Genomic DNA, 26,648 nt, shown 5'->3' with positions numbered 1-26,648 from the left:
TGTCACCCAACGTGTACTTCTATCGCGATCACTACGGTGTCGAGGTCGATTTCGTGATTCCCGTGGCCGATCGCCTGAAGCTCATCGAATGCAAGTGGTCCGAGACGCCGGGCATTCCGAAGGGCTTCGAACAGCTCCAGACGCTCACTGGAGCCCACGGCATCGCCAGCAAAACCGTGGTTGTTCCGACGCGAGGCCATCGAACCCTCGGCGACATGTCGATCGAGGACCCCGTCGACCTAACGACACTCGAGCACTAGTGCTCTGCTCTAAGGGCCCCAAGGCATGAGCAGGCGTCGGATCGATGAGCCTTCCTGAGTCCACGCGCTCCGGGCGTGGAGCCTCAGCGAGCGTTCTCCCCGCGCTTGTCTACCTCTAGCACGGGCGTGCGGCTACCGTCTTGGATGGAGTTCCAGGGGACTATTACCGCGCGCTTGCAGCGCCTGCACTTGAGCTCCAGCCCCTCCGCGAGCATACGAGCCAGCAGGCTACCGCAGATGCAGCGGTAGTCCTCCGGGAGGCGTCGCTTCTCTTCGGAATGGGAGCTTGGCCGCATCGACACGCAATCCAGGTCTAGGACAGCTTTCATGAAATTGCAAGTGACTTTCAATATCAATTATTGCTTTGGATTCGACTTCGAGGCGATCACTGCCCGTTCCGGGGTCGGGCGAGTCTGCGCTGCACTCGCTCGAGCCACATCAAGGTCCCTGTGAACGTCAAGGTCAGAGCGCACAGCCCACCAAAGAAGTACATGAGACGCAGCCAGCGGTTGCCGAAATCGCCGTAGTGCAGCGGCGACATCGCGTCGGCGATGCGCAGCCACGGCCCGTGGTGCAGGCCGTGCCTGCGCTCTACGCGCTGTCCATCTCGACCCCGAAAGCGGTAGCGAACGGCTTCGTTCTTTGGAAGCAGATGGCCCGGCAGTGAACCGGCCAGGTCGACCCTTGCCCGAACGTCGCCCCACTCGTGCAGGACAACGAGGGTCGGTCTCAGCTCCGGCGTTTCGTTCCGGGCGGAAGCAAGCATCACGTCGAGCGAGGCCATCTCGGTCTGAATTCCCTGAGCCACGATCGGAGCTTCAGTGAGCTCTGCGCGCGCGCGCCTCAAGTCCCCGTCGTAGATCGCCAATGCGGGCACCAGGACGAATAGATCCTTGAGAGCCAGAAAAGTACCCGACAACGCGATGATGAAGTGAAACGGTAGCATCCAGGTCCCCGCGGCCTTGTGCCCATCGCTGGCTACGGCCCGGCGAGCCCCGCTCCAGCGCATGGTGAAGAGCTCGCGGAACATGGTGCGATGCAGTACCAGGCCCGTCAGCACCAGCAGCATCAACGCGAGTCCGCCGGCGCCCACGAGGTAACGGCCGAGCTTTTTGCGCAGGCTGAGGTTCGCGTGCAGCTGAAACAGGAAATCCCCGAGCTGCACCCTGGCTTCACCCAGGTACTCGCCGGAAAGGGGATGGGCGTAGGCGTGCACGAGGCCTCGCCCAGCCCGCGGAAGCAGCAGCTCGTAGAAGGGGTGCTCGGAGCTCGGCAGCCGAAAAGCGAACAGCTTGGGCTCCGACAGCTCGTAGCGCGCGCTGAAGGTTTCGACGATGCGATCCAACGATGCGGATTGCTTTCCGTCGAAATGCAGCTCGCGCAAGGCGGGTGTTCCCCAGACACGCAGCTCGTCGCGAAACACGACCAACGTACCCGAAAGGCACAACAGGAAGAGATAGACGCCGAATACGAGGCCAGCGTAGGAGTGGATGCCGTACAGGGCTCTGCGTGTCGGCGAGCTCATCGAACCAGCAACGCGGCAACCACGAGGGCGAGGCTGGCGAGCGCGAGGCGCTGCCATGCGATCCAGCCGCTTCGGGCAAGCAGCGCTGGCAGCATCGCGCCCACCCAAACAACCGGTGTCACCAGCGCGCCGGCCGCGATTCGCTCGAGGGCGGTGCCCGCACAGGCGAGCGCAAGCGCGACCGCGGCTGCGGAGGCGGCCAGCGAGCCGCCGATAAGCGCCGCTGTCAACTTGCCTATCACGGGTCGCTCTGCCCCCGCGAACCATCCTGCGCTACCGGCTGGCGCAGCATGCGCAGTCCTACCCCGGTCAGCGTGAGGCCGGCGGCGGACAAGACCGCGAGCACTTCCAGCACGCCGGCATGGACCCTGCTGAGAGCGTCGACCTGATGCACGGTGACGAGCACGCTGGCACCGAAGCACAGGCCTGCAGCAGCTAGATAGGCGCCTGTAACTAGCCGCGTCCGGCGCGATATGAGGGCCACACAGGCCAGCAACAGCCACGACGCAAAGAACAAGGTCTTGCCGGGACTGCTCCCTGTTTGGCTGATGGGAACGCCGAGCGCACTCGCCAGGAAGAGCCCGGCCAGTGCGGTGGCGAGCCCCGCCATCAGACCGGCACCAAGACGTCGCCACATCATGCCAACAGCAGGCAGGCCGCGACGGCGAACGAGCCTACGCCCGTGCCAGCGAGCCAGCGTGGCCGTCCGTTTGCCATCGCGACTGCCAGACCGGATAGCAGATAGCAACCAAGGCGGACCGCAACGGCCGAGTCCAGGTGCGCGGCCGACACCGCGCCAGCCGACGAAACGAGGGCGCCGATGGGCAGGAGCACGAAAAACGCCAGACGACAGGCTGGAATCAGCCCTGTGCGCTGCGGCCGGCGCTTCGACAGCTTCGGGAAGGCGAAGTACGCGAGCACCCAGGCGCAGTACGCAAGCAGCAGCGATGCCGTGGGTCGCAAACTCCGTACCTCCTTGCTCCTCACCAGCATGTAGCTGGTGCACCGAGCGCCTCGGTACCGCAGGGGCTCGCGGCTTGTGCCGCGAGCCCCTGCAGCCCTTGTTGGATGATGCCGTACCGGCTACGGCGTCGTGACCTCGAGCGCCAGCTCGGGCGCCGGTGTGTCGAAATCGGGGAAGGAGGCGGAGGTCGACTCGAGATCGACGAGCGTACCGGCGTGCAGCCACTCGCGCCGTTCTCCCGTAGCGGGTGCATTGATGCTGCTTAATCGGCCGCCCGTCACCCAGTTGCCGGTGGCTGCATTGAGCTCGCTGAGCGCCGTGGCGTTCAGCGCCACCTCCACCCACTTGCCACACGGCGTGTCAGCCAACGAGCAATCGGCGTTTTGGTCTGTGGCTGTGGGCGATACCACGAGGTCGAGCGTCTCGCAGTTCTCGGTCACAACGATCGAGCCGAGCTCCGAGCCATCGCCTAGATCCGTCCACACCTGATCGTCGACATCGTTGGGTGCGGTCGCGTTGAAGGGCACGGCAGCGATGTCGGCCGCAGTGTGGGAGCCCACGCTGTGCAGCGCGAAGGTCTCCTGGGCATCCGCGCTCGTGTAGCAGCCGGTATTGCCGTTGGCCAGGGCCGGCTTCCACACCCACAAGCGCAGCGTGGCGCCCGTGATATTGCCCGATATACCCGATAGATCGAACGCGAAGTAGGAGCGGCGTTCGATGTTGGTGGTGTTACCCGCAGTACCGGTGTTCTGGTTTCCCGTCAGGTACGACTGATGCGACGTGCGCGGAGCGGTCGACTGGAAGCGGAACGACTGCAGCGTCGATGTCGAGTTGGCCGCGAGCAGGAAGTAGCCCGTGTCCACGAACGGGGCGTTTTGCGTTGTGACCGTGCCGCCACTGCCGCCGGAACCGCCACTGCCGCCGGAACCGCCGCTGCCGCCCATTCCGGCATCGGGCATCGTGTCAACGCAGGTTATGGTTATGCCCTCGGTGTCGGCAGTCGTGCAGAGTGCGCCGCCGCCGCTCACGGCCACCTCCAGGGCATGCGTGCCCGCGCTGGTGCAGGTGTAGGTCGTGCTCGCTGCGGTGGCATCGGCGAAGGTTCCCCCCGGGCCGCTCCATTGGTAGGTCGCAGTAGGAAGTGACGCCGTGGCCGATAGCGACACGCTCCCGCCCACCACGACTTGCGTAGGCAGCGCGGTCAACCCCGTGACCGCAGCGCAACGATTGACCTCCACGCCGACTTGAACGTTGCCGGAGCTCGGCTCCTGCGTGCAGGCAATTTCGACAACCACGCTGCTGACTTGATCGGCCATCACGTCAAAGGTGTTGGAGCCGACACAGCTCGAGCCATCGCTGGCCGTGCCGGTCAGCTCGAGCAAATAGCCGGTACCTGCCGGAATACCGCCCACCTGGAACGCCAAGACGGTGCTCTGCGCGACCGAGACAGTACCCGTGATGGGAGTAATCCCGTTGCCGGTAATGCTGTAATCGACGCTGGTCAGCGCCGCGCCTTGCGCCAGGGTCAAGCGCAGCGCAATGCTGCCGGGTGACTTGGCGCCTTCGGGCGGCAGCTCGGTGCAAGCCGCAGGCACAAGACCCATGACGGCCACGAGGAGCGCCAGCCTGGACGCTGAACGCGCGCATCCGGATTGATTGAATGAAATCGGTTTCATGGTCATTTCCTTATCCTCGCAGTCTTGATTATTGAAGTGTGAGCACCAGCTCGGTGGCCGGGGGTGGATTGCCGCCGGTCTCGTCGGAAGCGCGGAACACACGCTCGCGCACGCCGAACCCTGTTGCGGTGCCGGTCGTCAAAGAGCCTCCGATGGACCATGACGCGCCAGCCGTGATCGCGGAGTTGATGCTGCTTACTGCCGCAGCGTTCAAGGTCACGGCCTCGGTCGTCCCGTTGTCGGAAGCATCGGCGGTGAAGCTGCCAAAGCTCGTGCCTGTACCGAGATCGCTGAAGATCGAAGTGAGCAGCGTAGTGCCCATCGTTTCGTCAGGGGCCTGCAGTGTGCTCGAGCTGGTGCCGACGTCGAACAGCTCGATGGTTTCGCTGGCGTCGGGGCTGTCGTAGGAGGTGGCTGGGTGGTGGATACGAAGCTCCGCGGCGGTCACCGTGCCCGTCACGCTCGACAGATCGAACGTGAAGTAGTTGCGCGTCGCCGCAAGCGAGACAGTGCCGTCTCCGAGGCTGCGAACCTGGTACGAGTTGCCGATGACCTTCCAAGGCTGGGCCAGGCTCTCGACGACGGTGGTGGAGTTGAAGGCACCGCGATGCGCATGCTGGATCGTGGTAGCGGTCGAGGTACAGGTCACGACCACCGTCTGTTCGCTGGCCGGACACGATGCGGGCGCGCCGCTTACGGCAAGCGTGATGGTCTGCTGGCCCGCGTCCGTGCAGGTGTACGTCGTGCTCGAGGCCGATGGGTCGCCAAACGTCCCTGCAGCGGCGCTCCAGCTGACGGCGGAGCTCGGGCTCGTGCTACCTGCAAGCGCGATGGTTCCTCCCACCACGACCTCGGTGGGATTCGCCGACAAACCCGACACGATCGAGCACGTCGCAACCGAACCGTCCACCGACACGCCGCCGGAATTCAGGCCAACGCCGCACTGAACCTGGACAACCACGCTGGTCGTCTGGTTCGCGACGATATCAAAAGGTCCCGAGCCGGCGCAGCTCTGCGCGTCGCTGGTCGTCGCGCTGATCGAAAGCGTATAGCCGGTGCCCGCGGCGATGCCGCCCAGCTGGAAGTTGGCCGTTGTGCTATTCGCTACGTTGATCGTGCCGGTGATGGGCGTGACGCCGTTGCCGGTGATCTCGTATTCAAGGGCGTCGATGCTGGCACCGTCCGGCAGGGTAAGCGCCGCGCTTACCATACCCGTAGCGGGAGCATTCTGGCTCCCGGAGGTGCTGCACGCTGCGCATAGGGCTACGCTCATGGCGAGCCCTACCGCGAAGCCACGCGTGCGCGCGCGCCTCGACGATACGAGCCGCCGTCTCGTTCTGAACGTCATGTTGTCTGCTCCTGATCTTGTTGAAGGCGCTGGGCTCGCGGGCCGCTGGCCGAGTTCATATTGGGAAACTCGCTAGCGCCGAGCACCGGAGGGTTTGACGGTGTTTCGTCCCGTGCCAACCGGTACTCAAACCTTGTCACGGCGTCACGGCATGGAAGCGTCCTTCAGGTACAACCTGGGTGCAGGCGTAACAAACGCGGGATACACGCTCTTGGTCGAGGCCAGATCGACCAGGGTGCCGTTGTTGACCCACTCCTTGCTATTGGCATTGGGTCCGATCGTCCCAAGCCGAGCGCCCAGCGCCCACTGGCCGCCGGCGGCCTTGAGCGATGCCACGCCCTCGGCGCCCAACGCGATCTGTACCCACTTGCCGCATGGGCTGTCCGCTCCGCATGCAACGCCTTGCCCGGCCGTGGGGGACGGCATCAGACCGACCTGCTCATCCTGCACCGTGTACACACGGGAGCCCAGCAGCGTCCCGTCACCGAGGTCGGTCCAGATCGGAACGTCCAGCGAGTGATCGTTCTCCTGGTTGAAAGGAGCCTCCATCACCTGTTGCGGTGTGAAGCTATCCACCGAGTACAGCTCCAGTGTTTCGGCGGCGTCGCCGCTCGTGTAGGCCCCGCTGTTCGCGTTGGCCGTAGCCGGCTGCCAGACCCACAGCTGCAGCGTCGCAGAAGCCACCTCGCTCAGGCTGCCGGAAAGCTCGAACACGAAATATGCGCGGCGCTCGACGTCGAAAGCCGGTACGTTCTGGTTGCCGACGAAGTAGCTTTGGTGCTCGCCGGCGGGGCTCTGCCAGTGAGCAGACTGCAGGGTCGCGCTGCTCGAGAAGACATGCACGTAGTATCCCGTGTCTACGAAAACTGCAGTCGGCGCCGTGGCGCCGCCGTCGCCATTGCTTGCGTCCCCGGACCCGCCCGCATCGGGCGGCCCGCCAGCCTCGATGGCTCCCGCGTCGCCCGCAGCCCCATCCGGAGAGAGGCCCGCCTCGTGGGCTGCGTCTATCCCAGCATCCCCTGCCCCCGCATCCGGCGTGCCCGCCCCCGCATCCGGCGTGCCTGCCCCCGCATCCGGCGTGCCAGCGTCCGCCGGGGCGCCCCCCTCGCCTGCACTGCCGTCCCCTGTCCCCGCATCGGGTCTGCCGGCCTCGCGAGCGGCGTCGGGCGGCGAGCCTGCTTCTGCCCCTCCGGTATCCGCCATGCCCGAGGCGTCTCCGTGACCCGTACCGGCTTCCGTTGCGGCGTCGACCGTATCGGACAAGTCCTCGCCGACACAGCCCATCAGGCTCAGCCCTGCAGCGAATCCAAGACAGGCTGCACGAGCCTGCAAGCTCCGCGGAGATCGCCCCGAGCGTCCAACCACCAGCAGCGACCCGAGCAGCCCCAAACACGCCGGCAGCCAGCCGGCACCGCCACCAGCCCGGCCCGCATCTGCGACCGAGCATAGCAGGCCGACAGCGGCATTCGTTGTTTGCGTCAGAGGCTGCGCCCGCGGTTTGCCTGCTCCTCCCACGATCGCGATTTCGCCGTTGACCGTGAAGTCCGCGTCACCAAGCTGGCCATCTTCGATAACGAGCTTGACGTAGCGTCCTTCCATGCGTGCACCGCGCTTGCCATCGAAGCTGGCGCTGTACCAGCGTGCTTGCCCACCGTTCTCGAGCGGACCGAACGAATAGAAGTCGACCAGGCCCTCGTCCGGCAGGGCGACGCTGATAGCAGCCGCGTCCCCTCTGGCAAGCCCCGACAACCGGAAGCCCACAAAGCCATGCGTGAACTCGACGTTCGCCAGCGCGGCAGGCGGAGCCAGCCGGCGCTCCCCCACAGACGTGAGCCGGGTGCCCGGCAAAGCAGCCACCGTAACTACCTCGCGCCCGCGATTCTGGAACGAAGCCACGTGATCCTGACGCCGATCGGGCACGCCGTCGCCGTTCCCGTCACCGTTATGGGCCGCCGCGTCCTCCACGGCGTCCGGAACGCCGTCACGATCCTCGCTCACCGTACCCGTGAGCTTGAAGCGCCGTTCGGCTTGGCCGGTGGCGCCAGCCAAACGGTAGCTCACCTCGAGCATTGCCTGTTTCGGGCCGAGCCTGTCCGAGAGCATGTCGATGCGCACGCTGCAATCCGGGGCAGCTTCCGGCGCCGCTGCATGGCCGTCCTGCATGGCGCTCGATTCATCCAACACCGTGCCGGAGCAGCCATCCTCCCGTAGGCGAAAAGCCTGACCCTCGGCGATCCGTACCCGCTCGATCGCGATGCGCTGCCGGACGGAGCGGTTCGATAGGATCAGCTCGGAGCTCACGCGTTCGCCACGAAGCGTGTCGAGGCTCGTCCACGAACTTGCGGCCAGATGGCAGGCGCCGCTCGGATCCGAGCTCTCGACCACAAGCTGCGGCGCCCACTCGCGCCGCACGCGTGGCTTTACGATCTGCGGGCTGTCGGCGCCGCCGGCTCCCCGAACCTCGCCCCCGACCGCACGCATGCAGCGGGTGTTGCCGTAAACCAGGTCGACACCTCCCGGGCCGCCCCACTCGCCCCCGGCGCCGGGACAATCCGCGGCCGCGCTCGAGGATGCAAACGTCACAACAGCCCGGGAACGTCCAAGGCCTATTTCCGGCGCGTTGATGCGCACCTGATCGCTCGCGATCTCACCCGGGTACTGATAGAGCGAGAAACCGTGGTCGATTTCGGGTGCGAAATCGCGCTCCAGCCAGAAGCGCACGGCTTCGGTGACGTCCCACTCGACCCACGGGTCGAAGCGTTCGGGCGGCGCGTGGCACAGTGCCAGCTGTTCGCCCTGCCAGCTGCGGGCCTCGAGCCCGGGCTCTCGATTCAGACACACGTCCACCGGTTCGACCGCGACGCCGTGCCACGTACCCCGGGTGCGTACGCCTACGCGCTTGACATCCAGCAGATACTGCTCTCCGTACGTCGCGGTGAAGAAGCTGTTCTGTCCGGGTCCCTCGATCCAAGGATCGATCTGGCGAAACACGGCGATAGGCACGGAGGCGGGAGGCGGATCGATATCGAGGGTGGCCGGCGTGTAGACCGTCGGAGCCGTACCCCACAACCTGTGGTGCGTGCGAGGGCCGTAGGGGGGTACGACATAAAGCCTCAACCGGGCCCGAAGCTTGGATGCGTTTTCCTTGGTCCAGCAGTGTTTCCGCAGCTCGTCCTCGAGCGTCTGGAAGTGGATGAGCGTCCGGGCGCTGAGCGCGGCGCGGACAAAAAAGGTGTGCTGCACGTCGAGCACCCCATCGTCGTGATTGAGCAAAGCCGCCAGCTCGTCGCGACCGACCGCGAGGCTCGGCGCCTGGACCTTCCGGCCTCCGAAGAAGGTGTCGCCACGCAATGCATCGGCAGCGAGGTTGACCGACATGTCGCGCGTGTTTCGCTCGGTTGCGACCAGCGTGAAGCTTTCGCCGGCGTGGGCCGGGCGAGGCAGCATGCACCAGCCAGCCACTAGCCACCAATGCCCGAAGGCTGCGACGGCAGCCCGGAGTGGTCGCCTCAGACGTCTGCGGATCACGCCCCACGCTCCTTGCCGGCCCGGGCCGTGAGCGAGACCTGCACAAGCACGGTGCGCGGCGCGCCGGGTTTCACGAAATTCGCTGCGTAGCCGCTGAAATAGGCTTGATCGGTCACGTTTTCCAGATTGAGCTGTGCATCCAGCTCGTAGCTCCCGAAGCGCTGCGACCAGCCCAGCATGGCATCGAGCCGCACGAAGCCCGAATGCCGAGCCCTGTTGAAAATGTCTGCCTGGACCGCGCTACGGCCCAAAGCCCCCAGGCCGAGCCGCAGCCCGCCCATTAGTCCCCGCTCGATGCGGTAGGTGGTCCAAACCCGGCCGCTCGACCTGGGCGACGCCGGGGGAACGTTGCCAGTGAAGTCCACCGTACCCACGCCGGGCGTTCCCAACGGACGCGGGTCACCTTTTGCGATGTGGGCCGCGAGCTGGGCGTAGCTCACGAGCAGACTCCAACCGGGCAGCAGATCACCCACCAGGTCGATCTCCAAACCGCGCGCACGCCGTTCGCCCGCGAGGTTCAGCACCTGGCTCACCGGGTTGATGATGGCCACGTTGGTCTTGGTCAGCTCGAAACCGGTCAGGGTCATGAGCAGCGAGCCCAACTCGAGCTTCCCGCCGAACTCCCACTGCGCGCTACGCTCCGGAGGAAGCTGCGAATCGAAGAAAGGATCGATGTTCGGCCGAAAACCCTGAGCGTAGCTCAAGAAAAACGCCTGGAACTCCACCGGGTTGACGATCACGCCGGCCCTGGCGGTGGCGCCGGTGCGGGCCTGGTTCAGCACCGTGGTGGCGTTCGTGTCGAGGCGCGACTTGTCGAGCCGGTCCTTGAACCGATCTACACGCAGGCCCGTCAAGACGTGCACCCAGTCATCGAACGTGAGCTGATCCTGGATGTATGCTCCGGCCTGAAGCAACGTCGCGCGGCTGAGATCCAAGACGCTCGAGCCCGTGCCCGGCGGTGGCAGCGACGAGTACTGCGGCCGGTAGACATTGAAGCGATCCGAGGGCTCGATGATCGGCCGCATCTCCGTGAAGCCGTAGACCGAGCGAAACAGGTCGCTCCCCAAAAGCAATCGATGCGCTGCAGGGCCGGTCTCGAAGCGCCCCAGGAGGTTCAGGTCCGCGTAGTGGGTTAGACGCTGCGTGTTGCGGTCGCGCATGGCCCGGGCCAGGTCGCCGCTTTCGATGCCAAGCAACGGCACCGCGGATTGAACGGCAAGCGGATCCGCCCTCAACTCGTCGGTTTCCTGTCGCTGCCAGCTCGCGGTGTGGCGCAGTGTAAAGCCATCGGAAAGCTGAAACCTGGCCCTGTAGGCAGCGTCGCCCGCTCCGAGCGCGATCTCTGTCCACGGCTCGTTGAGCGAACGCGATCGTGGCAGGCCGAGGCCGGCGATAAGCCCCGAGTCCGCGCGTTGCCGGCGGCCCTGATAGCCGGCGCTCAGGTCGAGGTCGCACCAGGCGGAGGGCCGATAGGTAAACGTGGTAGTCAGCACGTGCCGTCCGGTGTGCTGGAAGTCACGGAAGCTGCCCGCCGAAAGGTACGACGCGTTCGCCCGATAACCGAACGTGCCGGTCAGCGGACCGCCCGCGTCGATGTGCCCTTGATAGCGACGGAAGCTACCGGCCTGGATGCGGCCACGCACGAAGCTGGTTTGGGTGGGGCGCTTGAGCACGAGGTTGACCACGCCGCCGGGCTCCGCCTGACCGTAGAGCACCGAGGCCGGTCCCTTGACGAATTCGACTCGATCGACGGCCTCGGGCGGCGGCGGCGCGGCAAACACGAACGGCAGTCCGTCGCGGTAGAAGTTGCGCTGGCTGTCCAGTGGAAAGCCGCGCACGACGAAACGATCGATCAGCCCGCGCCTGCCGGCCCCAGCCCGCTGCAGCCCGCTGACGTTCTCGAGGGCCTGGCTCATGTCGCGCACCTGCTGGTCCTCCAGCAGCCTGCCCGGGACCACCTGCACGGACTGCGGCAGCTGCATGACCAACACGTTGGTCTTGGTCGCGGCGGAAGCGCGCGACGCATCGTAACGGGCGGATCGCCGCGCCCGGATTTCGAGCGTCTCGATGGGCTCGCCCGCGTGTTGTTGTTCGGGCGACTTCTCGCTCGACTCCGACCTGTCCTTGATCTGCGAGCCTGCCGTGCTGCGGGGGAGGTCTCCGGTCACCGCCGCAACCGGAAGCTCGGGTATGCCAGGCGTGTTGCTGTCACCGAGACGCTGAGCCCACGCCGGCCACGCGAACGTGACTCCCCATGCGAGCGCGCTCCCGAGCCAGGCATGCCTGGCCACGCAGCCACCCTTCGCTCTCTTGCAGGTAGTTGGCATCGTCACGAATCGGGAGCTAGTCCCTCGATCCAGACTGATAATGCATTTCATTTTCATTTTCAACCCCTGCGAAAGTACACGAGGCTCGCGCCAACGAAGACACTGGGCAGCAAGAGCACGCACCAGGCGGATAGAAGCGCCGCGAGAGGCAAGCGTACGACACGCTCGGCCGCCACCAGACCGAGGCCGGCAGCAGCATGCGGCGCGAACACGATGCCAAGGCTGCCCATCGCAACCGAAACCGCGAGCGCTAAGAATGCGGCCCAGAAGCGGCCCCAGAAGAGCCCGCGTGCAGACACCGGGCACGCGTACAGCCACTCGGCGGCGCGATGCTGCAGGTCCTTGAGCAGCGGCGACGCCATGAACACGGGCACGATCACGAAGGCGACAAAACCCTGAGTCGCGAGCATGAAATAGAGCACGACTGGAGCGTTGTGAAACACCTCGCCGTGCAGGCCCCAGAAATTGGGATCGTATCCGAGCTTGAGTGTGAAAAAGAACCAGTACCCAAACAGCACTCCAGTGGCGATGCGAAACCCGAGCCCACGGAGCTGCTGGCCCAGCTCGAACCTCAAGACGTCGAACAGCTCACACCTCCCACCCTCCCGCGGATATCTGGGCGGGGGATGCTTACATCTAGTCCCGCTTCACAGGGATTGTGAGGACGCTGTGGCCGCTGGTCTGGTGGCAAGAGCTAGTACGCGGGTTCCGTGGGCCCTTGGTGCCCTAGGGCACTGCCGGATCCAGATCGAGTACGAGCAGGGTCGCGGGCTGCGGGCGTCCTCCGGATTCGTCCGAGCCGCGAAACACCCGGTCGGTGGCACCAAAGGCGGTGGCGTTGCCGCTCGCGAGCGTGGCCCCTATCGACCACTCGCCGGCACCCGAGGCGATGCTGCGGTTCAGGCTCTGAACAGCGGCTGCGTCGAGCGCAATCGCCTGCACGCTGCCGTTGTCCTGTTCGCCGGCGGCGAAGCTCGCAAAGCGCTGGCCCGTGCCAAGATCCCGGTAGATTTCCGCAAGCGGCGCAGTATCCGGGCCCGCCGGCGGGCTCTGAAGCGAGGCGCTGGGTGTGTGAACGTCGTAGAGCTCGACCGTCTCGAAGGGTTCGTTGCCTTGGAAGGAGTTTTGGGGGTGGGCGATCCGCAGTGCGGCGGCGGTGACGGTGCCGGAGATGCCCTGCAGATCGAACGTGAAGTAGCTGCGCGTCGCCTGTAGCGCGCGTGTTCCGTCGCCGAGCGTTCGGACCTGGTACGAGTTGCCCAACACCTTCCACGGCTGACTCAGCATGCCGACGATCTCGACCGAATTGAAGGCGCCGCGAAACAGGTGCGAGATAGTCATTTGTTGAGCGGCGGCCTGGCAGACACCTCCGCGGCAGCGTGCTCCCGTGTCGCCGCAGGGCGTTGCATCCGGGAGTTGCCGTGCGATGCAACCGCTCACCGGGTCGCAAGTCTCCTCGGTGCAGGCGTTGCCGTCGTCGGGGCAGCTGGGCGGCGCGCCGGCGAGGCAGCCTGCGCTGGGATCGCAGCGCTCTACGCCGTTGCAGAAGTTGCCGTCATCGCACCTGAGCGACACACCGGACTGGCATCGAAAGGCAACGCACGTTTCCGTCCCTGTACAGAGGTTGGCATCGTCGCACTCCGCGTTGCCGGCGCAGCCTGCGCCGCAGATTCCCTGCACGCAGACCTGCCTGCTGCCACAGGCGCTGCCGTCGGGCAGCGGGGCGGTGACACAGCCCAGCCTTCCGTCGCACGCGTCCGCCGTGCACACGTTCCCGTCGTTGCAGCTCAGCGGCGTACCGGCGCGGCAGCGCGAGGACAAACAGATTTCCTTGCCGTTGCACAGATCACCGTCGTCGCACTCCGCATCGCCAAGACAGGTACTGCTGCAAACGCCTCGCAAACACGTATTGCTGCCGCCGCAGGGGGTGCCGTCCGCGACTGGAACCGACACACAACCCGAGTTGGCGTCGCATAGGTCGACGGTGCACGCGTTGCCGTCGTCGCAGCTCAGGGGCAAGCCGAAGCGGCAACCGGAGCCTGGCTCGCAGGTTTCGCTTCCATTGCACACGTTGCCGTCGTCGCAACGCAGGGGGCTACCCGCCCGGCAGCCTACCGCAGGATCGCACGTCTCGAGGCCGTTGCATGCGTTACCGTCGTCGCAGCGCAACGGGGTGCCGGCTTGGCAACCATGCTGCGGACTGCAGACCTCCGCTCCGTTGCACGGGTTGCGGTCGTCGCATGCGAGCGGCGTGCCCGCCTGACAACCCCGCGCGGGGTTACAGGTTTCGCTGCCGTTGCATGCGTTTCCATCGTCGCATGCGAGCGGCGTGCCTTGCCGGCACTTCCAGTCCACGCAGGTTTCGACGCCGTTGCACGAGTCAGCGTCGTTGCATTGCGTGTCGCTGCCGCAGCCGCGCAGGCAAGCGCCATCGATGCAGACACGGGCGTCGCCGCACACCGTTCCATTTTTCACCCACGCAAAGACACACCCCTCACCGGCATCGCATGCGTCGGCAGTACATGGATCGCCATCGTCGCAGTTGGGAGCCACGCCCGCTGTGCAGCCGGTTGCGGGATCGCACGACTCGATCCCGTTGCAGGCATTGCCATCGTCGCAGTTGAGTGGCTCACCTGGCTGGCAAATGGCGTCAACGCACCTCTCCTCGCCGTTGCACGCGTCGCCGTCGCTGCAGTCCGTGTCCCCGCTGCACGTAACGCTCGCGTCGCAAAGCTCTCCTGGACAGGCGGCGTCCCCTGTGGTTGCGTCGTGCGGCGCATCGGTCGCGCCGGCATCGGAGGCATCCGACTCGGCGTCGGAGCCATCGGTGCCCGCGTCCGCCGGGCCGGCGTCGCCGGCGGCTGCGTCCGGGATGCTCGCCGGGTCCATGCCAACGCCGGGGTCATCCGAGCCCGAGCAGGCCCAGATCCCAGCGCACGCCAATAAAACGACTCCCAACTTGTAGGGCCGGCACGCCCCCGCTATCGTTACCGCTGCTGGTACGTTCCGCATTCGCTCTCCTGGTCGACGGTCGCCTCGGCCCGCAAGCTAGGACGCGGCACGAGCCAGCCGTCCATTGCGCTACACGAAAGCCCGCTGCCGAGGGCCGCTGGCCGGTGCTCCAACGGTCCTGCACCGCCCATCCGCGACAGGTCACGGATCCAGCAACCGGCGTAGCATGCACATTCCAGCAGAATGCACCGCGATTGCCAGGAACGATGGCGAACCGCCGAGGCGGCCAGCACCCAAGGCGACCATCCTAGACCACATCCCAGCGCAGGGGTCAATCCTTTAATGAAAATGAATTGCGTTTTCATGCGTAGGTATCCATGTTGCTGCCAATGTGGGCCGGCGTCGCCCGCACGATTGGTCCCGACGTGGTCCAGGTCTATGCTGCCCGCGTGAGCAAACACCGCGTTTCGGACGTGCTCCACACATCGCAAATGGGGCGCGGGGGCGCGGGCGAGCATCCGAGCTGGTGCTCGAGCTCGTCGGCCTGCACAAGACGTTTAGCAGCGGCGTGCGCGCGCTCGACGGCATTTCGCTGCGTTTGGAACGCGGCATATTCGGCCTTCTGGGACCGAATGGTGCCGGTAAGTCCACGCTGATGCGCATCGTTGCAACCTTGTTGGCCCCCGACGCCGGGACCTTCCGGCTGGCGGGCGTGGACGGCTTGGCGCGGCCCGACGCGATTCGGCGCTGCCTCGGCTACTTGCCACAGGACTTCGGCGTTTATCCGCGCGTCACGACGGAAGCGTTGCTCGAGCACATCGCAGCCATGAAAGGCTTGCGTGGCGGACCCTCCCGCAGGGGCCACGTGCACGACTTGCTGCAGTACGTGAACCTATTCGACGTCCGCCGGCGCAGGCTTGGCGAGCTCTCCGGAGGCATGAAGCAACGCTTTGGCGTGGCCCAGGCCCTGCTCGGGCATCCGCGCTTGTTGATTCTGGACGAGCCCACGGCGGGCCTCGATCCACTGGAGCGACAGCGTTTTCACGACCTGCTCGGCGAAACGGGGGAATCAGCCGTCGTGATCGTGTCGACCCACATCGTCGAAGACGTGGCCAGTCTTTGCAACAGGCTGGCCATCGTGGCCGGGGGCCGGCTGGTCGCCGAAGGCACGCCCGAAGGGCTCATGGAACGCTTCGCCGGGCGCATCTGGCAGCAGACCGTGTCGCGCGCCGAGGTGGCCCCAGCCCCGGCATCGGGGCTCGTGGTTTCCAGGCGCCTCGCTCGGGGCAAGGTGATCTTGCGTGTGCTGGCGGACAGCCCACCGGGGCGCGGCTATGCGACCGTCCCACCCAACCTCGAAGACGTGTACTTCGCCTCGCTGCCCGCATCATCGGGCTAGTGTCCGCCGGCGGACGCCAACCCGGGTCGGGGCGGGAGGCGGGGCGTCCTCCGACCCGACACGGATGTCGCAACCCGAATCCGAACACGGAACCCGGAGCCCGATGTCCGAACCCGACATCCGCCTCCGCATCGGCATCGGGACCTCTGCCTCCACCGCGGCTCTGCCTCCGTCTCGGCCTCTGCCCTCTGCTTCCGAATCCGAACTCACTCTCGCTCTCGGCCTCGGGCTCGGTCCCGCGAAAAAGCGCAGCTTCGGTTGACCGCCCAGTTATCCGGTTGCCGAAACCATGGAAAAACCTCCCCTATTTTTGCACCAACCTGTAGCTAGGGAGTCGCAACCAGCCGCGGCTGCGGTGTCAAGAACTCGGGGAACGCGCCGATGCCTGGCGGCAAGTCCACCTGAGTACCGACGTTCACACGTTGTGTGCCCGCACTGCTAAGGTCCTCCACGGTGCCTCCGAAGCCCCAAAGGGGGCCGGCTGCATTGATGTCGGATACTGCAGCGCTGTTGAGCGGGACGATCAGCCATTTACCGCACGGAGCGTTGTCCAGGCTGCAATCCACGCTCATGCCTGCGGTTGGCGATGGGATCAAGTTCGTGGTCTCATCGGCTTGCGTGTACACACGCCGGCCGTATTCGGTCCCTGCGCCAAGGTCGTCGAAGATTGTATCGTCAGGGTCGGGGGTGGCGACTACGTTGAAGGCTCGGTCGCGAACCTGGTCAGGGGTAACGTTGTCCAGGCTGTACAGGACAAAGTCCTCGTCGGGGTTTGTGGCCCTGAAGCTGCCGGTGTCAACCGGCTTTCTGGGCCGAAGTGTTACGGCTACGAAAACGTCGCGCCGATGTCGTGGCGGGTGAGTCGCCAGCCGCGCGAGCAATCAAAGGTCCAATGGACCACGCAGCTCATTCGGGCTCGGTGTCCTTGGCGGCACGCTCGGCGGCAGCACGTTCGGCGGCGACCTTTTCCATGTGCTTGCGCAGGCTCAACGGCCGCATGTCCGTCCATACCTTGTCGATGTGCTCGAGGCATTCTGCCTTTTTGCCGGTTTTGCCTTCGGCCCGCCACCCGCTGGGGAGCTCGCGGTAATCGGGCCAGATCGAGTACTGCTCTTCGTGGTTCACCACGACCAGGTAGGTGGTGTTGTCGTCTTCGTCATCCCATGCCATGTTCGTACCTCTTTCTCGTTTCTGCTAACTTGCGTCCGCTATTGCCGCCTGGATGCCCGCCAGGCAGGCAGGCGAGCGAATGATCGCGGTGTGTGTCGCACGCACGCCACGCACGCTGACCAGGCCCGAGGTATGGCGCGCCCAACCGCGCCGCAGGCGCAGCTCTGCATCCGTGCTCGGGCCTTTCGGCGCCGCGTACCACACGTGAAGGTCTGCGCGCACGCAGGCGAGCCTGTGCTCGGAGCGCAGGCGCGCCGCGTTCTGCAGCATAGCGACCAGCCACTTGCAGACTTCCAGCGAAACGTTGGCGGACAAGAGCCCGCGGCGCCGGGCAAAACCAAGTATGCAGGCCAGGCGCGAGTCCTCGTCGTCGGCCTCGCTCAAATCCTCGAGCAGCGCCCGGCGCTCGCCGGCCTGAAGTTGCTCGAGGATCGGGTCATCGCGGTCCACGCCCAGCTTGAGCGCGTACTGCGTCACGAGATCCGCGGCCGGCGCCCGCTCGCCCTCGGTCTGCTCCGCCGCTCCGGAGCCGCCATCGTCATCCAGAGGCGCGTCCACGAGACCCAGGAAGCCGACCTCATGGCCCGCACGTTCGAGCTCCGCGGCAGCGGCCATGGCGAGCACCCCACCCAGCGACCAGCCCAGGAGATGGATGGGTGCGCCCGAACGACCGGAAGCGTGCCCGGCCTGCAGCAGGATCGCTGCGTAGCGGGTAGCCATCTCGGCGATCGAAGCGTCGACCCAACCCGCATCCCAAACAGACCGCGACTGGATGCCCTCGACCCGCCAGGCGCAATTCCGCAGCTGCTCGGCGAGCGCCCGGTAGCCGTGCAGGTGGCCGCCTGCAGGGTGCATGCAATAGAGTCGCCTGCCCTCCCGGACGTCGTTCAGCGCAACGGGACGCGTGTTGCTTGGCTCGTCGTTGCGTAGCAGCTTGGCAAAGCCAGCCACGGTGGGCGCCTGAAACAGCGCGGCCAGCGCCGGTACATGGGGCAGCTCGGAGCGCATCTCCTCGACCACGCGCACGGCCAATAGCGAGTGGCCCCCGAGCGCAAAGAAATCATCCAAGACCCCCACCCGATCCACGCCCAGTGCTCGCGACCAGATGTCCGCGACGAGCTGCTCCACGCGAGTGCGGGGCGCCACGTAGCGGCCCGAGGCCGGAGAGGCGTCCGGCGCGGGCAGAGCTGCGCGGTCAAGCTTGCCGTTGCAGGTTAGCGGGATGCGCGGCAACGCGATGAGCCGGCTCGGCAGCATGTAGTCGGGAAGCAGCCCCTGCAGGTGCGCTTCAATAGCCTCCATAGCGAGCGGGCCGGCGCTCGGCTTCGACGCCGGCACCACGTAGGCCACGATACGCGCGGCGTCCGCAGCCGCCTCGGGCGGCTGCCACAACACGACCTCCGCCTCGGCGACGCTCGCGTGCTCGACCAGGCGCGCCCGTACCTCGCCCAGCTCGATGCGATGGCCGCGCAGCTGCACCTGGCTGTCGAAACGACCTAGGTACTCGAGCTGTCCGTCGTTGCGATAGCGCCCCCGGTCACCGGTCTTGTACAGGCGGCTCCCGGCGGCGCCGAACGGGTCGGGAACGAAGCGCTCGGCCGTGAGCCCGGGGAGCCCGAGGTAGCCTCGCCCGACCCCTGCGCCGGCGACGTAGAGCTCCCCGGCAACGCCGCTCGGCAGGAGGTTTCCCTGCGGATCGAGAACGTATACGCCGAGGTCGCAAAGGGGCCGGCCGATCGGACTTGCCCCCGCGATTTCCGGCTGGTGTTCGGCCCGCAGGCGATGGTGGGTGACATGCACCGTGGTCTCGGTGATCCCGTACATGTTGATCAACGCGGGCGGTCGCGTGCCGCGCTCAGCGAGCCAGGACGCGATGCGCTCTTGGTCCAGGACCTCACCACCGAAGACGATGGCGCGTAAGGCCAAGCTCGATCCGGAGGTTTCCGCTTTCGATGCCTTCGATTCCAGGGCCTGCAGCTTCGAGAGCAAGCTTCGCGACAGGGCGTAAAACGCCGGCGGCGTCTGGCTCAAGATGGTCACGCCCTCGCGCACCAGCAGCTCGCTGAACCTTTCCGGATCGCGGGCCACCGCCCGGGGAACCACGACCACGCGCCCGCCGTGGAGCAACGCCCCCCAGAGCTCCCAAACCGAGAAGTCGAACGCATAGGAGTGAAACAGCGTCCACACATCGTCGTGCCGGGAGCGGAAATGCGCGTCGCACGCCCGTAGAAGCCGCAGCACCTGGGCGTGCGTGATCGGGACCCCCTTGGGGACGCCCGTGGAACCGGAAGTGTACAGGACGTAGGCGGCATTGCCGGAACTAGCCGCATTGCCGGAACTAGCCGCATTGCCGGAACTAGCTGCGTTGTCGAAACGAACCGCGTCGTCGGAACAGGCGGGTGGCAGATCGACCGCTTCGCCGGCAGGCGTGGTTTCGTGTTCCTCGACGAACAGCAGCTCGGGACAACGCACGCCGTCTTGCCACACGCCGCGCGTCGTGAGCGCCAACCCAACCTGCGCATCGTCGAGCATGAGCTGCAGGCGCGCCGCCGGCAGCCTCGGCTCCAGGGAGACGTAGCAGCCGCCAGCCTTGAGCACCGCGAGGATGCATACGACCAGCTCCAGCGAGCGCTCGAGACACAGACCCACGCGGATTTCCGGCCCCACTCCCCGTGCTCCGAGCCGGCGCGCAAGCGCATCGGCGCGCCGGTCGAGCTCGGCGTAGCTCAGGACCTGCTCGCCAAAGCTCACGGCAAGCGCCTCCGGCTGTTGCCGCGCGAGCGTTTCGAACTGCGTGGCAATGGTGCCCCCGGCCGGGCAGAGCGTACGGGGAGCGCAATTTGCGGCCTCCGCGTCCCGTGCCTGCGTGCTGAGCCAAAACGACGTGCTGATGCGCTGCTCGGGGTCGCGCGCCAGGCTCGACAGCACCGTCTGCAGCCGCTCGACAAGTTGTCTCATGCTGCGTGGCTCGAAAAGCTCTGCGTTGTATTCGAGCCGGCCGCGCAGGTTCCGGGCGTCGTCGATATGCAAGACGAGGTCGAACTTGGCAGTGGCCGCACGGTACGCGATCACCTCGGCGTCAACGTCCCCTAGGACGTTCGGCAGCGCGCGATCGGCATGGGCCATCGAGAGCATGACCTGGAACAGCGGCGTGTGGGCCAAGCTGCGTTCGGGCGAAAGCGCGGCAACCACGCGCTCGAACGGGACCTCGCTGTGGGCATAGGCATCGAGCGCAGTGGCGCGTACGCGTGCGAGCAGCTCGACGAAGCGCGGATTGCCGCGCAGGTCCACACGCAGGACCAGCGTATTGACGAAGGTCCCTATCACGCTCTCTAGCTCGGCGTGCGTCCTTCCGGAGACGGGTGTCCCAACCAGCAGCTCGCGCCGGCCGCTCGAGCAGGAAAGGACCACACCAAAGGCCGCCAAGAACGCCATGAAGAGCGTGACGTCCTCGGATCGACACAGCGCTCGCAGCGCAGCCGCGGTCTGTTCCGGCAGCTCGAAGCCGAGCTCGGCGCCACGAAACCGGAACGCGGCGGGTCGCGGCCGATCGGCGGGCAGCTCAATTCGTTGCGGCGCTCCAAGAAGCTGTTTGCGCCAGTAAGCCAGCTGCGCGTCGTACCGGGATTGGCTGGCTTGCGAGCGCTGCCAGAGCGCGAAGTCGGTGTACTGGGCGGCGGGCGCCGGCAACCCGGCGCTCTTGTTCCGGGTGGCTGCCAGGTACAGCAGAGCGAGCTCGCCCAGGAGCAGGCGCAAGGACCAGCCGTCGGCAACGATGTGATGCAGGCACAAAAGCAGGGCGTGATCGTGCTCGCCGAGAACGAGCAGTCGGGCACGCCACGCAGGCTCGACGTCAAGCTCGAAACGCTGACCGGCCTGCGACTCGAGCACGCTGCGGATGCGCTTGTCGGCCGAATCCGACCCGTGACCGTGGAGCTCGACCAAGCGCGAACCGAAGCTCGGATCCACGATCTGCCGCGGCGCAGCGCCACGCTGCACAAAGCGCGTTCGCAGGCCGGCGTGGCGTGCGACCAGGCCGGCCAATGCAGTCTCGAGCGCCGCCCGGTCGAACGAGCCCCGGAAACGAACGGCAAACGCCAGATTGTAGGCGTTGGAAGAGCACTCGAGCTGATGCAAGAACCACAGCCGCTCCTGATCGAAGGACAAGGGTGCGTCGGTGACGGGCGCGCGCTGTATGAATGCGGGCGGCCCTGGTGGCTGATCCGTCCGGGCCCGGCTGACACGCGCCGCCAGCTCGCAAAGGCGCGGAGCCTCGAACAAATCCCGGAGCGGCAGCTCGACGCCGAAGGCGCGGCGGACGCGCGCCATGACCTGCAGCGCCAGCAACGAATGGCCGCCGAGCTCGAAGAAATGTGCGTCCCGCTTGATGTCGGCTTCGTGCAACACAGCGGACCAAATCGACGCCAGCAGCTGCTCGGTGGCGGATTCGGTTGCCAGCGATTCGGCATGCGCTCGAGCCGAGCCGGACTGCGCTCGAGCCGAACCAATACGGGCGGCGCTTGCTGCTCGATCCGAAAGCGCCCGGCGATCGAGCTTGCCGTTGCGGTTCAATGGCAGTCGATCCAAGGTCACGAAGCGGGCGGGGATCATGGCCGCGGGCAGTCGTTCACGTAGAAACGTACGCAGGTCGGGCTCCGAGTAATGCGCGGCGGGAACCACGAAAGCCACCAGCTCGGGTGCCTCCGGCGCGGGTGCGCTCGGCACGACCGCGGCAGCGCCAACACCACGCTGCTCGTGCATCACGCTCTCGATCTCGGCGAGCTCGATGCGGTGCCCGCGCAGCTTGACCTGGGTGTCCGCCCTAGCGAGCAGCTGCAGCTCCGGCGACGCCTCACCATCGAGCAGCCAGCGTGCCTGGTCACCGGTCCGGTAGAGTCGGGCACCCGCGGACCACGCAAAGGGGTCTGGCACGAAGCGCTCGGCCGTCTTGCCCGGGGATGCATGGTAGCCGCGCGCGAGGCCCGCGCCTCCAATGTAGAGCTCGCCCTGCACGCCGGCCGGCACCGGACACAGCCGGCGGTCGAGCACGTGCAGGCTGGTGTTGGCCAGCGCTTGGCCGATCGGGACAGGTCCTGCCTCGATGGATCCAGCGTGCACGCGGGTTGATGTCGACCAGATCGTGGTCTCGGTGGGGCCGTACACGTTCCATAGCGCTTTGACTCGCTGGCTCAGTTGGCGTGCCAGATCGGGCGCCAGCGTCTCGCCGCCGCTGAGCGCGCTGAGCTCTGCGCTACCCTGCCAGCCCGCCGCCAGGAGCAATCGGTAGGCCGAAGGCGTGGCCTGAAACCAGCGGGCCCTCGACGATGCCAAGCGCGACGCCAGCGCCTCGCCATCGCGGGCTTCGTGCTCGGAGGCGACCACGACCCGCCCCGCTGACCAGAGCGGCAGCAGGAGCTCGAGCAGGCTGATATCGAAGCCGATGGAGGTCGTCGCAAGCCAGGATTCGCCCGCCTGTGGCCCTAGGCGCGCGCTTAGCGACCCCAGGCAATTGAGCAGGCTGCCATGACAGACCTCCACGCCCTTGGGCCGGCCGCTCGAGCCCGACGTGTACATCAGGTAAGCGAGCGCGTCCGAGCGCAAGCGCGGCGCCGGCGCGGCCAGCTCCGGTTCGCTCTCGAGCAGGCTGGAGAGCGAGCGAACCGGGCACCCGATGTCCCATTGCGCGAGGCCCTGAACGAGCCCGGGGTCTGCAAGCACGAGCTCGGGCCGCGCGTCTGCGATCTGCCATTCGAGCCGAGCCCGAGGCTGCTCCGGATCCAGGGGCAGGCACGCGGCACCGGAGCGCCATACGCCCAGCAAGGCGCCCGGCAGCTCGAGACTGCGCCGCAGCAAGAGCCCGACGCGTTGCTCTGGACCTATCCCGAGCGCATGCAGCCGGCCGGCCAGTCGCCGAAAACGCTGCTGAAGATCGGCGTAACGCAGCTCACACGCACCGGAGCGCACCGCGATCCGTTCTGCGCAAGCGCTCGCTACCGCATCCAGGCGCTCCAGCAGGTCCGCGCTTGCAAAGTCCCGGCGCGTTGTGTTCGGGCGCTCGAGCATCTCCGTTTGCTTCGGGGGCAGCGCAAAGCAGTCGAGCAAGCGCACGCTATCGGGTGCGGGGTGCCGCGAGAGCGCCGCCAGCCGGGCCAGCACATGTTGCATGTGCTCGGCGAGCTGCTCGATGGCACACTCCGAAAAGCGCCGCACGTCGTAGACTAAACGCAGCGTCAACCCGCATCGGTCACCAGCTTCGAGGTCACTCGGTCGTGGCGCCTGCGATGGCCGATTCGCAGTCGAAGTGCCGGAGGCACAGTCAACACCATGTCGAGGATGCTGAAACGAGGACGCGGCTGCTCGCGCGGGCGGATCGGGCACGCGGTTCCGAATCGATACGGCGGCCGGAGGCTGGTGACCGATGCGGGTTGGCTGCCGGCCCGGATGGGCGTAGAGGGTGAGCGCGTAGTGCGTCGCGTCCGCAAGCCAGCTGCGGCGGAGCGACTGCCTCCCGTTCCCGCCCGCACTAGAAACGGCAGGCCGGGCGTAGTTCTCGAACACGACGATCGTCTCGAAGAGCGGCGTGCCGGCCGCGTAGTCGCTCCACTTGTGCACCTCGGTGAGCGGGGCATGCTCGTGCTCGCGCAACTCCACCGATGCGGTCTGAAGGCCGCGCAGCCAGTCGAGCAGCAGCCGCCCGGGCTCGAGCGTCGCACGCAACGGCAACGTGTTGATCATGGGGCCGACCATCTTGTCGGAGCCCGCGAGCTCCGGGGAGCGACCGGACACGGTTACGCCGAACACGACGTCTTGCGCTCCGCTGTAGCGCGACAGGATCAAGGCCCAGGTGCCCTGCACCAGCGTATTGAGCGTCAAGCGCTGCTCGCGTGCGAATTGCTGCAGGTCCTGGGTCTGGGCCGTAGCCAATTCGACGCTACGGGTGGCGTACGCGCTCGGTTGCGCTTTGCGCGGGGCCTGTAGCTGCAGTGCGTTGGGCGCGGTCAGGCCCGCCAAATGGCGCCGAAAGAATGCCTCGGCTCGAGCGAGCGGCCGCTTACGCAGCCACTCGACGTAGCTGCGAAACCGCGGCGGCGGCGGCAGCGCCGCCGGGATGCCGCTGATCCCGGCGGCATACAAACGTCCAAGCTCGGCGCTTAGGAGGGCCGAGGACCAGCCATCGGTGATGAGGTGGTGAAAGGACTTGATCAGCTCGTGCTCCTGCTCCCCAAGGCGCACCAGATGCAACCGAAAAAGCGGTGCCCGATCGAGATCGAACCCCCGCTCGAGGTCTTCGCGCAGGAGCGTCTCGAGGCGATTCGCTTGCTCGCCTGAGCTCAGGTGACGCCAGTCCAGCTCGACCAGCGGCAACTCGACCCGTCGCTGTACCCGCTGCTCGGGCTCGCGTCCCGGCTCGTGCACGAAGCTGGCGCGCAGCATCGCGTGGCGTGCAACCAGCTGAAGCCAGGCTCGCTTGAATGCACGCGCATCGAGCGCGCCGCTGAAGCGATAGCTCTGCTGCAAGCAGTAGGCGCGCGACCGCGCATCGAGCTCGGCGTGAAACAGCAGTCCTTGTTGAAAGGGGGTCGCTGGGAAAGTGGCTTCCATACCTGGCAAGGGGCTGCCGGACCTTGCGGCCTCGTGATGTGGTGCACTGCGGTTCATTGGTGCACTGCGGTTCATTGGTGCACTGCGGTCCATTTCGACGTCGTGGTCCGGGCTCGCGCTGCCACACGCCGGGGGATCCGGGCTCTCGATCACGACTCGAGCCTCGCCAGCCGATGCAGCCGATCGAGCGTTTGGCTCGCCAGGCGATCTATCGTGGAACGCCGGTGCAGGGACTGGCTGTACAGCCAGTCGAGCCGCAGTCGCCCGCGCTGGATAAGGGCCTGAAGAGCGAGCGCATGGCGCCGCACGCTCTCGGGATCGTGCCGGGGCCCCATGGACTCGAGGGGCTCGCCTTGATCACACCAGAAGCCAGGTTCGATACCCCGATCGACTTGCCCCAGGTAATTGAAGCTGAGCTCGGGCGAGGGTCGCTTGGCCAGTTCTTCGCCACGGGGGCTCAAGTACCGCAGCACCCCGTAGCCAACGCCCCCGGCAGGCGCTGCGGTTAGCGCGCCGTGCACCTGGTGGAGCAGGCTCGAGAGGTCCTGCCCTTGGCTGTACCGGAGATGGACAGGAAAGCGGCACGTGAACCAGCCCACCGTCCTCGACAGGTCAGGCGGCGGGAGCCGGCCGAAGGGGCCGAACGGTTGTTCGCGCCCATGCCCCTCGCACTCGATCAACAGGTAGGCCTGCCCACACCAGCGAGTCAGCCCCGGCAATAGCGCTGCCAGCAGGACCGCGTCCGCGCGCACGCGCTGCAGGGAGCTCAAACGCAGCAAGTTTGACGTCTCGGCGGGCTCGACCTCGATCGTCAGCGACTGGAGAGAGGACTCGAGGTTATCCCCCGGAAAATCGCGCGGCAGCGGCCGCGGCCAAGGCAAGCTGCTCCAGTACTTTAGCTCGTGCCCGTTCCAAAACTCACTCCCGTCGCCTGGCTTGCGGCGCGGGGCCGTCTGCCGCGTCGTCTCACGCTCGACCCCGCTCAATTCCAACCGCATGCGCTGCATTTCCTCGCTTCGCCGACACGCCATCCGACCCCACGGCGCCGCTCCATGCTCGGTCCGGAGTTTCGGGACGGGCACTAGCTCGGAACTCTGCTCCATGTGCTGGCGCTCGACGCGTTGCGGCTCGGGACCCTGCGCCAGGGCCTCGAGCGAGCGGGCCCAGGCTTCGAAGCTGGCACCCGTAGGTCCGGGATCGCGATCACTATAGAGCGCATCGAGCTCTTCCAGCAGGATGCGCCACGAGATCGCGTCGACCAGCAGGTGGTGCGCAACCAGCAAGAGGCGGCCATCCGTTGCCTCTCCGAGATCGAGATGCAGTGCTCTGAAGAGGGGTCCGTGCTCCAGCTCGACACCGGTTTGGAAGGCGGCACACTGCTGCTCGATGAAGAACGCCGCCGCCGGGTGAGCCCCTTTCGGCTCCGGCCACCGGACGCAGCGGAGCAGCGCCGCGCGCTGCGCAGGCTCGCCGCCGGCTTGTTCGTCGATCCAGGCGCTCCACCCATCCGCGCGCCGTGCAAAACGTAGCCTCAGCGCGTCGTGCCGCTGCACCAACGCAACGAGCGCCTTGCCGAGACGTCCAGGATCCAAGCTAGGAGCAACGCGCAAGAGCAGCGACTGGTTGTAGTGACCCCAGTTGCGCATGCCGGCCTGGAAAAACCAGCGTTGAACCGGTGTCAACGGCACGCCACGGGTTTCTGTTCTGCGGTTTGTCTCGGCAACGCGGTTTGTCTCGGCAACGCGGTTTGTTTCGGCAACGCGGTTTGTTTCGGCAACGCGGTTTGTTCCGGCAACGCGGTTGGTTCCGGCAACGCGGTTCGATCCGGCGACGCCGTTCGTCTCGGCAAGGCGCTCGTTGCGTTGGTGCAGCGGCACGACGCGCTGAGGCTACGTTT

The 26,648-nt window shown here is 66.4% G+C and carries 18 protein-coding genes; 3 read left to right on the top strand and 15 right to left on the bottom strand.

What is annotated here, in order from left to right; translation table 11 throughout:
* On the top strand, positions 1-260 hold a 260-nt coding region (locus tag MJD61_03655; GenBank protein MCG8554372.1), incomplete at its 5' end, for a DUF4143 domain-containing protein.
* Positions 261-343: 83 nt separating this feature from the next.
* Here MJD61_03655 and MJD61_03650 read toward each other — a convergent pair.
* The 11 genes from MJD61_03650 to MJD61_03600 form a co-directional block, all read right to left on the bottom strand.
* Entirely contained in the window at positions 344-589 is a 246-nt protein-coding gene (locus tag MJD61_03650) for a hypothetical protein (GenBank protein MCG8554371.1), read from the bottom strand.
* Positions 590-645: 56 nt separating this feature from the next.
* Positions 646-1,785: a PepSY domain-containing protein gene (locus MJD61_03645; protein ID MCG8554370.1), complete on the bottom strand. Its 1,140-nt coding sequence runs from the start codon at positions 1,783-1,785 to the stop codon at positions 646-648.
* Complete coding sequence (locus tag MJD61_03640; protein ID MCG8554369.1) at positions 1,782-2,027, bottom strand: DUF3649 domain-containing protein; 246 nt, start codon at positions 2,025-2,027, stop codon at positions 1,782-1,784. The genes MJD61_03645 and MJD61_03640 overlap by 4 nt, the downstream gene beginning before the upstream one ends.
* Positions 2,024-2,425, bottom strand: coding sequence for a hypothetical protein (locus MJD61_03635; protein ID MCG8554368.1), 402 nt, complete (start codon positions 2,423-2,425; stop codon positions 2,024-2,026). The genes MJD61_03640 and MJD61_03635 overlap by 4 nt, the downstream gene beginning before the upstream one ends.
* The gene (locus tag MJD61_03630) at positions 2,422-2,748 is read right to left on the bottom strand and encodes a hypothetical protein (protein ID MCG8554367.1); all 327 of its coding nucleotides are present in this window, start codon (positions 2,746-2,748) and stop codon (positions 2,422-2,424) included. Before MJD61_03630 ends, MJD61_03635 begins: the two co-directional genes overlap by 4 nt.
* A gap of 120 nt (positions 2,749-2,868) precedes the next feature.
* Positions 2,869-4,425: a hypothetical protein gene (locus tag MJD61_03625; protein MCG8554366.1), complete on the bottom strand. Its 1,557-nt coding sequence runs from the start codon at positions 4,423-4,425 to the stop codon at positions 2,869-2,871.
* A 28-nt stretch (positions 4,426-4,453) separates the two neighbouring features.
* A complete protein-coding gene (locus MJD61_03620) occupies positions 4,454-5,773 on the bottom strand; it encodes a hypothetical protein (GenBank protein ID MCG8554365.1) in 1,320 nt (439 codons plus the stop codon).
* A gap of 144 nt (positions 5,774-5,917) precedes the next feature.
* On the bottom strand, positions 5,918-9,220 hold the full coding sequence (locus tag MJD61_03615) for a hypothetical protein (GenBank protein ID MCG8554364.1): 3,303 nt from the start codon (positions 9,218-9,220) through the stop codon (positions 5,918-5,920).
* A gap of 77 nt (positions 9,221-9,297) precedes the next feature.
* Positions 9,298-11,628, bottom strand: a complete 2,331-nt coding sequence (locus tag MJD61_03610; GenBank protein MCG8554363.1) for a TonB-dependent siderophore receptor — start codon at positions 11,626-11,628, stop codon at positions 9,298-9,300.
* Positions 11,629-11,687: 59 nt separating this feature from the next.
* A complete protein-coding gene (locus MJD61_03605) occupies positions 11,688-12,203 on the bottom strand; it encodes a hypothetical protein (protein ID MCG8554362.1) in 516 nt (171 codons plus the stop codon).
* A gap of 151 nt (positions 12,204-12,354) precedes the next feature.
* Entirely contained in the window at positions 12,355-14,640 is a 2,286-nt protein-coding gene (locus MJD61_03600) for a hypothetical protein (GenBank protein MCG8554361.1), read from the bottom strand.
* A gap of 466 nt (positions 14,641-15,106) precedes the next feature.
* Here MJD61_03600 and MJD61_03595 point away from each other — a divergent pair, with 466 nt between their 5' ends.
* Entirely contained in the window at positions 15,107-15,979 is an 873-nt protein-coding gene (locus tag MJD61_03595; GenBank protein MCG8554360.1) for an ABC transporter ATP-binding protein, read from the top strand.
* Positions 15,980-16,305: 326 nt separating this feature from the next.
* Here MJD61_03595 and MJD61_03590 read toward each other — a convergent pair whose 3' ends face one another.
* Genes MJD61_03590 through MJD61_03575 form a run of 4 tightly spaced genes read right to left on the bottom strand, consistent with a single transcriptional unit; the run spans position 16,306 to position 26,439 of the window.
* The gene (locus tag MJD61_03590) at positions 16,306-16,860 is read right to left on the bottom strand and encodes a hypothetical protein (protein ID MCG8554359.1); all 555 of its coding nucleotides are present in this window, start codon (positions 16,858-16,860) and stop codon (positions 16,306-16,308) included.
* Between the two features lie 25 nt (positions 16,861-16,885).
* Positions 16,886-17,149, bottom strand: coding sequence for an MbtH family protein (locus MJD61_03585; protein ID MCG8554358.1), 264 nt, complete (start codon positions 17,147-17,149; stop codon positions 16,886-16,888).
* Positions 17,150-17,173: 24 nt separating this feature from the next.
* Positions 17,174-24,904: an amino acid adenylation domain-containing protein gene (locus MJD61_03580; GenBank protein MCG8554357.1), complete on the bottom strand. Its 7,731-nt coding sequence runs from the start codon at positions 24,902-24,904 to the stop codon at positions 17,174-17,176.
* On the bottom strand, positions 24,901-26,439 hold the full coding sequence (locus MJD61_03575; GenBank protein ID MCG8554356.1) for a condensation domain-containing protein: 1,539 nt from the start codon (positions 26,437-26,439) through the stop codon (positions 24,901-24,903). Before MJD61_03575 ends, MJD61_03580 begins: the two co-directional genes overlap by 4 nt.
* Between MJD61_03575 and MJD61_03570 the strand changes: the two genes are divergently transcribed.
* Positions 26,419-26,648, top strand: a 230-nt coding sequence (locus MJD61_03570; protein ID MCG8554355.1) for a hypothetical protein, incomplete at its 3' end; no start/stop codon positions are given. The two genes, MJD61_03575 and MJD61_03570, sit on opposite strands and share 21 nt — an antisense overlap.

The organism is Pseudomonadota bacterium (assembly GCA_022361155.1).
In the GTDB taxonomy this organism is placed as follows: domain Bacteria; phylum Myxococcota_A; class Polyangia; order Polyangiales; family JAKSBK01; genus JAKSBK01.
This window is presented reverse-complemented; position numbering and strand designations above follow the sequence as displayed.